Origin of the sequence: Chryseobacterium carnipullorum (assembly GCF_900142785.1) — a bacterium.
Classification (GTDB): domain Bacteria; phylum Bacteroidota; class Bacteroidia; order Flavobacteriales; family Weeksellaceae; genus Chryseobacterium; species Chryseobacterium carnipullorum.
In genome coordinates this window covers 32,086-45,726 of the sequence record NZ_FRCD01000021.1, presented here as the reverse complement: position 1 = coordinate 45,726, position 13,641 = coordinate 32,086, and the positions used below count along the sequence as shown (strand labels likewise).

At 35.9% G+C, this 13,641-nt stretch carries 14 protein-coding genes; 7 read left to right on the top strand and 7 right to left on the bottom strand.

What is annotated here, in order from left to right; genetic code table 11:
* Nucleotides 1–59 precede the first annotated feature (59 nt).
* Nucleotides 60–1,163: an alkene reductase gene (locus BUC06_RS20210; protein WP_073335911.1), complete on the bottom strand. Its 1,104-nt coding sequence runs from the start codon at nt 1,161–1,163 to the stop codon at nt 60–62.
* A gap of 387 nt (nt 1,164–1,550) precedes the next feature.
* Here BUC06_RS20210 and BUC06_RS20205 point away from each other — a divergent pair, with 387 nt between their 5' ends.
* Nucleotides 1,551–2,075, top strand: a complete 525-nt coding sequence (locus tag BUC06_RS20205; protein WP_073335909.1) for a thermonuclease family protein — start codon at nt 1,551–1,553, stop codon at nt 2,073–2,075.
* 137 nt (nt 2,076–2,212) lie between these two features.
* Here BUC06_RS20205 and BUC06_RS20200 read toward each other — a convergent pair whose 3' ends face one another.
* The 6 genes from BUC06_RS20200 to BUC06_RS20175 all read right to left on the bottom strand — a co-directional run bounded on the left by BUC06_RS20200 (nt 2,213) and on the right by BUC06_RS20175 (nt 7,922).
* Nucleotides 2,213–2,629 (bottom strand): hypothetical protein, encoded by a 417-nt coding sequence (locus tag BUC06_RS20200; protein ID WP_073335907.1) that lies wholly within the window; start codon nt 2,627–2,629, stop codon nt 2,213–2,215.
* Between the two features lie 203 nt (nt 2,630–2,832).
* Nucleotides 2,833–4,035 (bottom strand): MFS transporter, encoded by a 1,203-nt coding sequence (locus BUC06_RS20195; RefSeq protein WP_073335905.1) that lies wholly within the window; start codon nt 4,033–4,035, stop codon nt 2,833–2,835.
* A gap of 116 nt (nt 4,036–4,151) precedes the next feature.
* Nucleotides 4,152–5,114, bottom strand: a complete 963-nt coding sequence (locus BUC06_RS20190) for a helix-turn-helix domain-containing protein (protein WP_073335903.1) — start codon at nt 5,112–5,114, stop codon at nt 4,152–4,154.
* A gap of 557 nt (nt 5,115–5,671) precedes the next feature.
* Complete coding sequence (locus BUC06_RS20185) at nt 5,672–6,283, bottom strand: response regulator transcription factor (protein ID WP_073335901.1); 612 nt, start codon at nt 6,281–6,283, stop codon at nt 5,672–5,674.
* Complete coding sequence (locus BUC06_RS20180) at nt 6,276–6,725, bottom strand: hypothetical protein (protein ID WP_073335900.1); 450 nt, start codon at nt 6,723–6,725, stop codon at nt 6,276–6,278. Before BUC06_RS20180 ends, BUC06_RS20185 begins: the two co-directional genes overlap by 8 nt.
* A 549-nt stretch (nt 6,726–7,274) precedes the next feature.
* Nucleotides 7,275–7,922 (bottom strand): DUF1349 domain-containing protein, encoded by a 648-nt coding sequence (locus BUC06_RS20175; RefSeq protein ID WP_073335898.1) that lies wholly within the window; start codon nt 7,920–7,922, stop codon nt 7,275–7,277.
* An 83-nt stretch (nt 7,923–8,005) separates the two neighbouring features.
* Between BUC06_RS20175 and BUC06_RS20170 the strand changes: the two genes are divergently transcribed.
* The 6 genes from BUC06_RS20170 (at nt 8,006) to BUC06_RS24205 (ending at nt 13,421) form a co-directional block, all read left to right on the top strand.
* Nucleotides 8,006–8,749: a response regulator transcription factor gene (locus BUC06_RS20170; RefSeq protein ID WP_073335896.1), complete on the top strand. Its 744-nt coding sequence runs from the start codon at nt 8,006–8,008 to the stop codon at nt 8,747–8,749.
* Between the two features lie 202 nt (nt 8,750–8,951).
* Entirely contained in the window at nt 8,952–9,305 is a 354-nt protein-coding gene (locus BUC06_RS20165; protein WP_073335894.1) for a helix-turn-helix domain-containing protein, read from the top strand.
* Between the two features lie 417 nt (nt 9,306–9,722).
* On the top strand, nt 9,723–10,979 hold the full coding sequence (locus BUC06_RS20160) for an aminotransferase class I/II-fold pyridoxal phosphate-dependent enzyme (RefSeq protein ID WP_073335892.1): 1,257 nt from the start codon (nt 9,723–9,725) through the stop codon (nt 10,977–10,979).
* Between the two features lie 6 nt (nt 10,980–10,985).
* Nucleotides 10,986–11,627 carry a TetR/AcrR family transcriptional regulator gene (locus BUC06_RS20155; protein ID WP_073335890.1) on the top strand — a complete coding sequence of 214 codons (642 nt, stop codon included), beginning with the start codon at nt 10,986–10,988 and terminating at the stop codon, nt 11,625–11,627.
* A 97-nt stretch (nt 11,628–11,724) separates the two neighbouring features.
* The gene (gene dnaX / locus BUC06_RS20150; RefSeq protein ID WP_073335888.1) at nt 11,725–12,810 is read left to right on the top strand and encodes a DNA polymerase III subunit gamma/tau; all 1,086 of its coding nucleotides are present in this window, start codon (nt 11,725–11,727) and stop codon (nt 12,808–12,810) included.
* 32 nt (nt 12,811–12,842) lie between these two features.
* On the top strand, nt 12,843–13,421 hold the full coding sequence (locus tag BUC06_RS24205) for a hypothetical protein (protein ID WP_228423852.1): 579 nt from the start codon (nt 12,843–12,845) through the stop codon (nt 13,419–13,421).
* The last annotated feature ends 220 nt before the right edge of the window (nt 13,422–13,641 follow it).

Below are 13,641 nucleotides of genomic sequence, written 5' to 3'. Positions count from 1 at the left end.
GTCCCTAAACTCACTGTTTTAGAACTATATTATCTATTTTCTTTATCAACTCAGGTTATTTATTTTAAAAGTGGATAATCAGTATAACCTCTTGCGTCTCCACCGCCAAATAAAGTATGCGGATCTGTAATTGAATTGAGTGCAGCATTTTTTTTCACCCTTTCAGGATAATCCGGGTTGGTTAAAAATTTTCTTCCAAATCCTATAAGATCTGCCCAGTTGTTTTGCAGTAACTCTTCACCTTCTTCTGGCGTTTTATTGCCCGTAGCGATAATTGCATTTTTGAATTTCTGTCGTAAGTTTTGTCTGAATGTAATTGGTATAGCGGGAGCATCATCCCAGTCTGCTTCACAAAGGTGAAGATAAGCTATATCCAGTTCATTTAATCTTTCGGTGGCCAGCATAATAGTATCCAGAATCTCAGGATCATCCATATCTTTGAATTTAATAAAAGGAGAAAGTCTAACACCTGTCTTTTCTTTACCAATAGCACCGGTAACAGCCTGAGTAATTTCAAGCAGGAGTCTGATCCGGTTTTCTTTACTTCCTCCGTATTCATCAGTTCTTTGATTGCTGTTGTTTCGCAGGAACTGATCGATGAGATAACCGTTTGCTCCATGGATCTCCACTCCGTCAAAGCCTGCTTTCATAGCATTGATGGCTCCCTGTTCAAACTCTTTAATCACATTAGCAATATCGGCTTTGCTCATTTCTCTCGGTTCCTCTACGGGGATAAATGTAGCATCACCATTGGGGGCTCCATCAAAAATATACACACTGGTATTGGCCGCAATAATGGGAGAGGGAGCGATGGGCTGTAAACCATTGACTCTGGAAGATGAAACCCTTCCTACATGCCAAAGCTGTAAAAAGATTTTCCCTCCTTTTCTGTGAACTGTTTCGGTAACCTGTTTCCAGCCCTCAATCTGTTCATCGGAATAAATTCCCGGGGTTCTTGAGTATCCCATTCCCTGCATCGAAACTTGTGTAGCTTCGGTGATGATTAATCCTGCTGAAGAACGTTGTCCATAATATTCAGCCATCAGTGTAACAGGAGCGTGACCCTTTACGGAGGCACGGCTTCTTGTCATTGGCGCCATTAAGAATCTGTTTTTAAGTTCAATCGAATTTAACTGATAAGGTTCGAAAATTTTTGTGATCATAAGATTTTGTTGTATACTATTTATTGAACAAAATTGAACATTAAAGGATTAAAGAATGCTGTAAAAAAACATTCTGTTTTTGTAATAATCCATCAATAGATAGATAGATAGATAGATAGATAGATAGATAGATAGATAGATAGATAGATAGATAGATAGATAGATAGATAGATAGATAGATAGATAGATAGATAGATAGATAGATAGATCAATTTACCTGAATTGTTAATGGTGATTATGATCAATTGTTATTTTTTGAATTGAATTGAAGTCTCTTTTTTATTAAGATATATCTATTGCGCTGTCTTTAAAGAGGATAAAAGATTTCGTCTGTTAAAGCACCTTTCAGGCCGATGAACATTAGAAATAAATACATAATTTCGCACGATGAGAATAGTTTTATTTGCATTGTTATGCTTTCCTCTTTCCTTTTTCTCACAGACGGCGGCAAAAGTAGTTGGGATTTCAGACGGAGACACAATCACGGTTTTATTGGATGGGAATGTTCAAAAAAAGCTTCGGCTGGCAGAGGTAGACTGTCCCGAAAAGAAACAGCCTTTTGGAAAAAATGCCAAACAGTTTACATCAGATCAGGTTTTTGCTAAAAAGATCAGATTTACAGAAACGAAGAAGGACCGCTACGGAAGATCTATAGCGAAAGTCTATTATGATAACGGGAAATATCTTTCAGCTGAAATTATAAAAGCAGGATACGGATGGTGGTATTATAGTTACTCCAAAGATGCAGATCTTGGAAAGATGCAGGAAACAGCCAAAGCCAGAAAGCGAGGTTTATGGCAGGATAAAAAAGCAGTTTCACCCTGGGATTTCCGGAAAGAGCAGCGTGGAAAAGCCAAGGCAAAGCGGCTTCAGAAACAGATGGAACAGCTTTCTGTGATAGACCAGAAATAATCTAAAGCTTGGCAGAATCAGCAGATAATTAGTGGAGAATTTCATGCCATCTTAAAATACACCATTTCGGCGATATATAAAAACAGAAACCGCTGCATAAAGAGCAGCGGTTCCCATATAATAAACATAATAATAAACTAAGATTCTGTCTTCAACAGCCCGAAGCCAGACGTTGCAGGTTCTTTTCCGAAAAGGCATGAAAAAATATTCTGGAACTCATGGATGTATTTGCATCTGATGGAGTTGCCGTATATTTTCAGCCCTTCCATTATTTTTTTAGAACTCAGGTCAAAGTCGTATTTTATAAACGTTTCGGGTCTTTCATAACGAATTCTCTGTTCTGAAATATACGTTCTTAAAAATCCAAATTTTTCAAGCCATTCCTCTGTAATCTGGATTGGTTTGATAGAGTCTGCCGGAACTGAAATACTATGAAAATCATTTTCAATTTTTACAAAATAATCATGGTTTGCCCCATGAAATATTTCAGTAATGGTGTACGTTTGATTTTTGTAATCAACTAAGTTTTTAATTTTAAGATCTGCTGCGTTCATAATATTGTGAGTTAAAAAGGTGTGTGGTCATTTATATACTTGCAAATATTATGCCCAGCATTATAGTAACTCCATTCCGCTTTTGAATATTTTGTTAATTTTTTCCATCAATAATGAACTATATGTTAAAATATTGCAGTTTTTTCTTAAAATTAGGATATAATAGAAAATAAGTGTGGTACCTGTGTGGTATTTATTATTTGTTAAATAGTTTTAATATCTTTTAAATCCTGATTTCTGGTGACCAATATAAATGAAACTCCTACAGAAAACAGCAGAACCGTTATAAAAATAGTCCAGGAAAATGCGTGAAGAATATATCCGGTACCCGTTCCAAGAATGCTGGATCCGAAATAATAAAAGAGCCAGTAGATAGAAGTGGCAGAAGATTTTCCCTGTTTGGCATGTAGCGCTGTCATCTGGCTGGCCATCGTATGAGCTGCAAAAAAAGCCAGGGTAAACAGACCCAGTCCGAAAATAACAACATAAATATTCTCTGAAAGCAACAATACCGTTCCGGACATCATAAATAGTACAGAACCTTTCAGGATAAAATGACGACTGAATTTTTTTGTTAATCTGCTGGTAATCATCGTGCCGAATACTCCGAAAATATACATGAGAAATATAAAGGCAATCACAAAATGACTTAATGAAAAAGGCTGATCTTCCAATCTGAACGTCAGGTAATTGTAGACACTCACGAAAGTACCCATCAGCAAGGCTGCAATAAAGTATAAACGAAGCATGTAGGGATCAGTGAAAAAATGCCCCATCTGTTTTATTTTGAGGGAATAATCTATTTTTTGTGGATGGAAGAATTGAGATTGCGGAAAAAATTTCCAGAAAATAATACCCAATATCAGGCTTTCTACTCCAATGATGAGCACAGCATTTCGCCACCCGAATTCTCCAGCTAATATCGTTGCCATTATTCTTCCGCTCATTCCACCAATGGTATTGCCACTGAGGTACATACTGATGGCGAGCGCAACCACAGAAGTATGTACTTCTTCCGTAAGATAAGCAAGCGCAACTGCCGAAACTCCGGATACTACAAACCCTTTTAAAACTCCTGTTGCAATAAGCAGACTGAGACTTGGCATCCATGATGAGATAATGGTAAGTAAAGCAGATGAGATCAGTGAAAAGGTCATCAGATTTTTTCTGGAATAGCTGTCTGCCTTGAACGCAAAAAACAGCAGTCCGGCAGCCATACCAATGGTAGAAGAAGATACCAGCAGGGAACTGTCTCCCGCCGTCGTTTTGAAATACTCTGCCACGGTGGGAAGCAACGGCTGAAAAAGATAAAGCTGCGCAAAAACAGAAAGTCCAGAAAAGAAAATACAAAGTTTTATCAATCGGAAACGTTGGCTTCCTTTTTCCGCTTTTTCAGATAGATTCATGATTGTTTACAATTAAAAACACTCAGGTTTTTATAGAAATTAAAGTCTTGTAAAGTTCATGATATTTTTTTAAACATGAAAACGCTTTGTTCGATAAAGTATATTGGCAAAACCAATCATAGAGACATTCTGCTGATGTATTCCGAAGGAGTGGTGCCTTCAATCTGCTTAAAGACCCGGTTGAAAGTAGACTGATTGGAAAATCCGGCTTCAGTGTAGATATACATCAAAGTTACTCTTTCCAGATCATTTTCATCAAGGAGTTTTTTTACACAGTTGATTCTGTACAGATTGAGATAATTATTAAAATTCGGGTAACCTTTGTATCGGATGGCTTTTGAAATATAGCTGCTGTTGATGTTCATTTCTACCGCTAATTTTGAAATATTGAAGCTCACATCCTTATAAAGATGCTTTTCCTTCATCAGGTTTTCAATTTTTTCAAACAGTTCCTCAGAGAAAGTATCATGCTCCACCAAAGTGGATGCGGTTTTCTCTTCGGTCTGTAATTTTGCTTCTATTTCATTATAGATTTCTACCCGTTTGATCTTATCTTTAAAATAGAGCAGAAGTGCTATTACAGCAACATTGGAGATCACCAGGAAAGTATCACTTATCCTGATATCTTCAGGACTTTGTTTTGGGAAATCAAATGCAAAACTTCTATTGATCAGGTAGCCCATTAAAATATTAAAAAGTACATACAAACTATAAATAAGCACATACTTTCTTGTGAAAAAAACATAAGCTGCCAGTGGAATGGGGATCAGCCATACAAAACTGGCTACCGAATAGTTCCAGAAAGCCAGCATAACATAGAAATTATATAGAGAAGCCAGAATCATATATCCATGCACCAGGATGTCCACAGAATAACTTTTACGGATGATAAGATACGTGTACGTGATAAAAAACATCCCACCGTACAAGTACCACGACATGGTTCTGTAGGGAGTGATAAAGGTAAACTTCAGAGCAAACAAAAAAAGAATGACATTCATTAAGATAATATAATAGTGGATCAGTTCTCTTTTGTACTCTTCAATTCTCTCAGTTTTTATGTTTTTTTTTACTGTCATTTATGTTTGGAGGATCATTATATTTTATTTCTATACCTACATGAGTGGTCAAGTATTAAAAATGACTGGACTAAGTGATTCTTTTTTACTGTTTTCTTGGTATCTATCTTTTGTTTATTATTCTTTACTGATAAAGTTGATTCATTGCGGATCACTTGCGTTACTATTTATTAAAAAAATCAATGACAATTGAGCTGTCCTGATATAAATTAATGTTTTGACCGTATTTTGTGGTATAAACAAAAGACAAATATAATTAAAAATGAAGAAAGTAAAATGATCTCCTGGACCTGTTTTTACAGGGGGTCTGGTTTAATCCGGTATTCATTAATAGTTATCTGGAATTACTTTGAAGATAATTGTACACGCATGTAATGACATCTATTACAGATCTCTTTTGATGTTAAAAAAAATGTCATTCCAACGATAGAAGCTGACAGATAAAATAAGACGTAAGCAGGCGCCAACCATTTCAGCATTAAAACGGGACTGTATCTTGAAAATACAACACACAGTCCCAATTTTTAGAATATAAAAACTGTTGTGGGATGTCTATCTTAATGCATCATCTCATGCACCTTGATAAGCTCTGCAATGTTGGAAACATTGAGCTTTTTAAAAATCCTCTTTTTATAGGTGCTTACAGTAGACATCTGAATCTCCAGTTTATTCCCGATTTCAAGATTTCCCGTGCCGCTGGCCAGAAGTTTAAAAATCTCATATTCACGGGACGACAGCTTCTCAGCAGGATTACTTTTTTTATTCTGGATAATAAGCCCAATGAGTTCAGCAGGATAATAATAGCCCTTTTCTATCACAGATCTTACAGCTTCTTTAATTTCTTCTTCACTGCTCTGTTTATTCAGGTAGCCTTCAGCACCTTCCCTGATATACTGGATGGCGACATCTTTGTCATATCTTGAAAATACAAGAATTTTTAAACTTTCCTGTATGCTTTTAAGTTCGGGTATCATTTTTTTGTACTTGGTTCCCTGCATATCAATATCCAGCAGGAGAAGATCACATGGGTGGTTACTTAGATGGTTTTTTACCTGATCATAATTTTCTGCAAAATCTATTTTAAATTGTGGGTAGGCGGAATCTAACACTAAAGCAGTTCCTGCTCTTACTACATAGTGATCATCAGCAATTAAGATTCTTTCATTCATATAAAATGGTCTTTAATAAGAGTTGTTTCAACGATACTTCCTTTGGGATGGCGGAAGGTAAAATTAATTTTGACAGATGTGAAAACATAGGCAGCATTCGGGCTTTTCCTTTAAAAAAAGGATTTTTAAGCTTTCGATTGTTTAATAGGCTGACGTAGGTATTGATCTGTTCAGAAATAATTTCCGCTCTCGTATCGGTGGTTATTGGGGTTAGTTTTTGTTTGTTTTCGTTGATATAAAGTTTGAACGCTCCATCAGGCATCTTTTGTAGAAAACTGTTGCTTTCGGAAACTTTTTCGGACAAGAAGCCATGACCGTTTTTGACAATGGCCTTTGTGCTGGGGTGCGGTAGTCCGTTGTCAGTAATGGTCCACGTGAAAGGATGACGCTGTATGTAAATGTTTAAAAACAGAATTACAAAAAACAAGGTCCAGGTTTTCATATAGGCATAAATGATCTATGCTTTCCGTTTGATTAGTACGGAGATGTATTAATAATAGTCATTGTACAAGCCGAAGTTCTTTTAAATGTTGGGAATAACTGAATCCATTTCTTTTTCATTAATATTTCTACGTTTTGTGTCTTGTCATTAAACAGATGGGTTCTGAGCTGTAAAAATAGTGATTTTATGCACATAAATTATCATAGTTAAAGATATTTGATATGAATTTTATCTAGTTAAACAAGAGAAATAAACGGAAATTTTTGTAGAAAAAATTCTATATGCTATAAAATTTTAATCTACAGATTTTATTTCATCGTTAGTTGAAAGAATTTTATTTCTGAAACCAGTGATGGCCGTAACCTCAATTAACCGGGATATTCTGAAAACAGAGGTGCAGGGCCGAAGGAACGATGACTGTCTTAGATTTCGGCTTTTCTTTTGAAAATATCATGTATCTGGCCCCAAATCAGGCTCTATAAACAAAAAACCTCCCAAAAAATGGGAGGTGAATAAAAATTGACTGTATATTGAATAAAAATTGAATCGCTATTTATTGTTTTCAAGCCATTTCAGCCTTCGCTGATCAGGAAGATGCTTTACTTTAAAACCTTCAAAAACTGCCGTGAAACCATTTCCGTCCGGACAGGCGGCCATCATACCAACCATCACCGGCGTATTATCCTGCAGATAGGCGTTGCGCATCATAGTATAATTTTTATCATCAAAAGAATAAAAAACCTCCACAGCATCAAGTCTCCGTACTGCTTTTATCCATACTGCGGGAGGTGCTTTATCAAGTGCGATCACACTCCAGTCACTTGTTCCGTGTGTAACCACTGTACTCAGGTTATACTTTCCGTCTACAAATTCAATGCCTGCCTTGATGTAGTTTTTCTCATCTGTTCTCAGCATAAGACCCATCTGGTCAAACCTCGCTTTGTAGTTTCCGGTGATCTTTACTTTTGCCTCAAATTCTCCACCATACGTCGTATAGTAAAAAGGCGCATCATCTACAGTGAATCCATAATGGGAAATTCTCCAGTAATCACTCTGCGGAGTGACTGACATCGATAAACTGTTGTTTTTAATTTCCCATTTCTCAGGTTCATTGAACCAGTTCATTTTTTCCAATGTCTGTGCAAAGGTCTTCTGGACCAGGAAAATAGCACAAAAACTTAAAGCCAATTTCTTCATTTCTCTTTAGCTGGGCGTAAATTGTTATTTTAGCAAAAGTAGTATTAAACCCATGTTTCGCCAATACTGATAAATAACCATTTATGGAAATCATAGAAAAACTGAACAGCCGGCTTCTGCATACAACGGCCGGAAAATGCCAGCTGGATATAGAACTGTATAAAAAGAAAGCACTGATGTATGCGCAGATGGAAGGGGCTGTATCCGTATTAAGCGATATGCAGGCTGACAAAAGCTATGTGTATAAATCAAAGGCTGCTCTTGAATTGGGTTTAAGTACAGAACAAAATCCGGCAGAGATCCATTCTATCTGGGAGGAAGAAATCATTAAAAAAATTCATCCCGATGACCGGCTCAAAAAATACATCCATGAAATGCGTTTTTATGAAATGATGGATTCTCTGGATATCGATATCAGAGCAGAGTACTGTGTTCTCTCCAAAATCAGGATGAAAAATAAAGATGATGACTATATTTTGGTAAAACACCGGATGTTCTATATCTATTCTCCGGATAACGGAAAATTGAGATTCACATTCTGTCTTTATCAGTTGGCTCTTGATCGGGCACTTCCTCTGGTTTCCAATTTTATGATTATTAATACAACACGGGGAGAGGTGGTTGTGAAAGACAAACTGGATTATCAAACTATTTTGTCTCCCAGAGAAATTGAAGTACTAAAATATGTTGGTGAAGGCTATGCCAGTAAACAAATCGCCGAATTTCTTTCTATCAGCATTAATACCGTAAGCAGACATCGTCAAAACATCCTTGAAAAACTGAAAGTGAAAAATTCAGTGCAGGCATTTAAAGACAGTTTCTATTGATCAGATGATATTGGTAAAAGAAGATCAGAGAACTGGGAATGCCGAATTTGAAAGGGAAATTAGCTTTTATTCAATAAGTTATATTGACTACAAGAGATGCTCTGTTTCATTACAGCAATCCGAAAAGTTCACCATGTTTTTATTATTCTTATCTTTAAATTTATAGATTAATATTTTACGATAAACCAATGAGGATCTGGAAATGAAAAGAAGTGAAGAAATTACCATACAATATTTTGATTTTCTCGAGAAACACATTCAGGATGTAATGTCCGGAAGAGCTCCTGAATTTATGGAACTCAATGAAATTGCAGGTGAGCTTGCTGTGTCCCATAAACACCTTACAGATACCATTAAAAAAGAAAAAGGGCAGCATCCGTGTTATTTTTATGATGAAAAAATCATCAGTGAAGCCAAAGCTATGATTGCAAATTCAGATCAGTCCATTGCAGAAATTGCAAGACTGTTGACGTATGACCCGTCCAACTTCTCCAAATTCTTTAAAAAGATCACCGGGATCACACCGGGACAGTTTAGAAAGAACAGTAAATTATAATCATACAAGTCTCGGTAAGTTTTATTTGGAAATAAAAAAAATATGGGCAATAGTCTTTTTGATACCCAGGAATTTTAGTGAGATTTAATCCCTTTCAATAAAACCAGAAAATAAGATTTTAGTAATGAGGCGATTGTGGAAAAAATGGCCTTTTTTTTGTGATTTGTTTACCTGTATTTATTTATTGTTGTGTTTTTTTTGTTAAATTTAGATTCATTAAAAAAAATAACTAACCATAAAAGCTCAGTGTGAATATATTTATGAAGTTAAATAATTTGATTATCAGATTATAAGGTTAAATGTCTTATATGGTGTATAATATTTAATATAATAGATAGATTTTACAAGCTTTAAATAATCATATATTTGTTTCTTCAAACAACTAATACTAACAACTAACACTAACAATTATTAAGGATGAGTATCAATTTTGAAACAGCAACATTTAAAGATTTTGAGAATATTTCAGACTATGATATTGCTCAAAGAGCGAATTACTTTTATGAATTTCTGGACCATATGAAATCTAAAGGTCACATGAATTACAGACTGAAAAATACCTCAGGAACCAATGCAACATTAAATATCAATATTGCAAACCAAAATAATGAATACGTAAGTTTTGTCTCCAGTGATTATCTGGGATTTACACAGCATCCAAAAGTAAAACAGGCTGCTATTGAAGGGATTGAAAAATACGGAACAGGTACAGGAGCATCACCCCTTATTGGTGGATATTTTGATTACCATAGTGATATAGAAAAAAAGATTGCCGGATTTTTTGGAAGAAATGAAGAAGAAGTTGTACTTTTTACTACCGGATATGCTGCTAATAGTGCTACTTTGCAGATTCTGATGCAGAAAGAAGATATAGCAATCTTAGACATGGGTGTACATGCCAGCGTACATGAAGGATGTGCTTTTACAAATAAAAAAACATTTCCTCACAATAATTTGGAAGCTTTGGAACACATTTTGAAGGTATGTGAAAATACGTACCGTACCAAACTTGTTATCGTAGATGGAGTATACTCTCAGGAAGGAGATACTTCACGCGCTAGCGAGATATATGCTCTTGTGAAAAAATACAATGCCTATATGATGGTTGATGATGCACATGGTGTAGGAGTGATGGGGAAAACCGGAAGAGGAGCCCTTGAAGATGATCATTTATTAGATAAGGTAGATTTTATAACAGGAACGTCCAGCAAGACTTTTGGTAACCTGGGAGGATATGTGATTGCTAATAAAAAAATAGCATCATTCCTTAAGTTTCAGTCTAGACAGCATATTTTCTCAGTAACACCACCCCCTTCTTCTTTTGGAATTTTAAAAGCAATTGATTTGATTGATGAAGAACCATTCTGGAAAGACAGATTATGGGATAATATCAATTATTTTAAAAAAGGGCTTAATGATTTAGGTTTAGATACCGGCATTACCTGCTCAGCAATTATTCCGGTGAAAATAGGAGATCAGAATAAAATGTGGGATATTGGCAGAATATTGCTTGAAGAAGGAGTATATACAAATCCGATTATGTATCCTGCTGTAGCTAGAAAAGATGCGCGTATAAGAATGACTGTAACAGCGCGGCACAAAAGAGAGCATCTTGATAAAACACTTAATGTTTTTGATGATATAAATAAAAAATTGCATATTGCAAAAAAATAATAAATTATGCCTAGAAAAGTAGTGCAAGGGCCCATTAGGGACAAAGAAAAGACAAAGCAAAAACTGCTCGCAGCAGTTGGTAAAATTTTGAGAGTAAAAGGATACTCTGGTCTGAAGGTAAGTAAGATTGCAGCAGTAGCTGGTTTCGATAAAAAGCTTATCTATGAGTACTTTGGAAGTACCGATAAGCTTATTGATGAGTATATAAAATCTCAGGATTACTGGAGCAAATTCAGACCGGATATTGAAGAAGAAGTGCAGGTGGGTAAAGGTAAAGAATCTTTAATTCAAGGAATTCTTATGCAGTTTGAAAGCCTGAAGAAAAATAAGGAACTACAAAAAATTATTCTTTGGGAGCTTTCTGAAAGTAAGCCAATACTGAAAAATATATTAAAGCAAAGAGAAGAGGTAGCTGCCAATTTATTTGAAAATGTAACAGATCCTTATTTCGGAGAAAATGCGACAAACGTAAGAGCAATGCTAGCCTTGATAGCAGCGGGAGTCTATTATCTGAACTTGTTTCCTGCATACAACGGAACAGAATTCTGTGGTATTGATATGAGAACAGATGAAGGAAGAGGTGAAGTTGAAAAAGTGATCGTTGAGATTATTGAACATTACTACAAAACAAAAAAAGCAAAAGATTAATTATTAAAAGTTTTCCAATTTTACCTAAATTCAGTTTTTGTTGATATTTGAAAACTTTTAATTTTCAGATTAAAACTATATTTCTTATTTTTGACCAATGGAAAATTTTATCGTATCTGCAAGAAAATATCGCCCCCAACAGTTTGACACTGTCGTAGGGCAATCTTATATTACGGATACGCTTGAACACGCTATTGAAGAAAATCAGCTGGCCCAGGCTTTGCTTTTCTGCGGTCCAAGAGGGGTAGGTAAAACTACCTGTGCAAGAATTCTTGCCAGAAAGATCAATGAAAAAGATGGTTCTGTTTCAGAAGACGGCTTCGCCTACAACATCTATGAACTGGATGCGGCGTCCAACAATTCCGTGGATGACATCAGGGAACTGATAGATCAAGTCCGCTTTGCGCCTCAGGTAGGTAAATATAAAGTCTATATTATCGATGAGGTGCACATGCTGTCTTCTGCAGCCTTCAATGCTTTTCTTAAAACACTGGAAGAGCCGCCTGCGCACGCCATTTTCATTTTGGCGACTACAGAAAAGCATAAAATAATCCCTACGATTCTGTCACGTTGTCAGATCTATGACTTCAAAAGAATTACCATAGAAGATATTCAGGGACATTTAAGAAACATCGCTCAGAAGGAAAATATCCGGTATGAAGACGATGCGCTTTATCTGATTGCTCAGAAAGCTGACGGTGCTTTAAGGGATGCACTTTCCATTTTCGACCGGCTTTCTACTTTTTCCCAGAAAAATATCACACTGGCCAAAGCTGCCGAAGTTCTCAATATTCTGGATTACGACCAGTACCTCAATATCGTGGACCTGGCCAAGGAGAATAAAATTCCCGAAGTCCTTTTTGCTTTTAATGATATTGTCAAGAAAGGCTTTGATCCCCATATTTTCATTGCAGGATTAGGAAATCATTTCAGAGATCTGATGATGGCCCAGAATGCAAGAACAATAGAACTCATTGAAGTCGGGGAGAGGACAAAGGTGAAATTTGTGGAGCAAAGCCAGAAATGGAATGCCCAGCAGCTCATTGACGGCGTTGAAATCTGCAACCATGCGGATATCAATTATAAAAACTCCAAAAACCCAAGACTTACAGTAGAAATTGCTTTGATGCAGCTGTCCTCGCTGACAGCTAATTTAGGCGATACTAAAAAAAAAAGTTCCTAATACTGGCCCCGTTTCTCAGTGAGAAACAGGAAGTGAAGATCATCCAGGAAAAAGCTCCTGAGAAAAAAGAAGTAAAAGCAGAAAAACCTGCTCAGGCTGAAATAGTTCAGGAAACTACGATTAAAACAACCAAGCCGCTGTCAAGACAGGGGATCACTTCAGGCTTTAGCATCAATTCTTTCCTGAACAAGGAAGAGAAAGAAGTGAAAGAGGAAACTGTAGCCGTAAAAACAGAAAGTCTTCCCAAAAACCATTTTACAGAAACAGATCTGCAGATGGAATGGAACCTGATGCTTAAGCAGCTTCAGAAACGAAGTAGTTTTATTTTCAATGCGGTAAAAGCATTTAAACTCGTCAAATCCGGAGAAAATACGATTAAAGTTTTATATCCTTCAGATTCTGCCAAAGTGGAATTTGATAAAATTGCCGGAGAATTCTTTAATCATTTCAAAACAAAGGTTCACAACCATTCCATTGAAGTAGATTACCAGCGCGATTTCGATAGCCTCAAGATTGAAGTCGTTACCAAAAGAAAAATATTCGAAAAATTTATTGAAAAAAATCCGGTTTTAAAGGATCTTGACGATCTGATGAAATTTGATCTGACATAAGTTTTTGTATTTATCTCAATTTTTTTTTGTCAGACTGAGTTTTTTTATATCTTTGTCAAATAATTTTGTGAAAAATAATTTTTTGACAAAAACAAATTAGATTTAAAAAGCTAAATAAACAGAAGTTTCAGAACTCAAGTGGAAAAAGTATTACTCCCATATCTGTCTCATTTTGCACCCGCTAATTACTTTAGCGGTTATTTTAGTTTTTCTGCTTTCT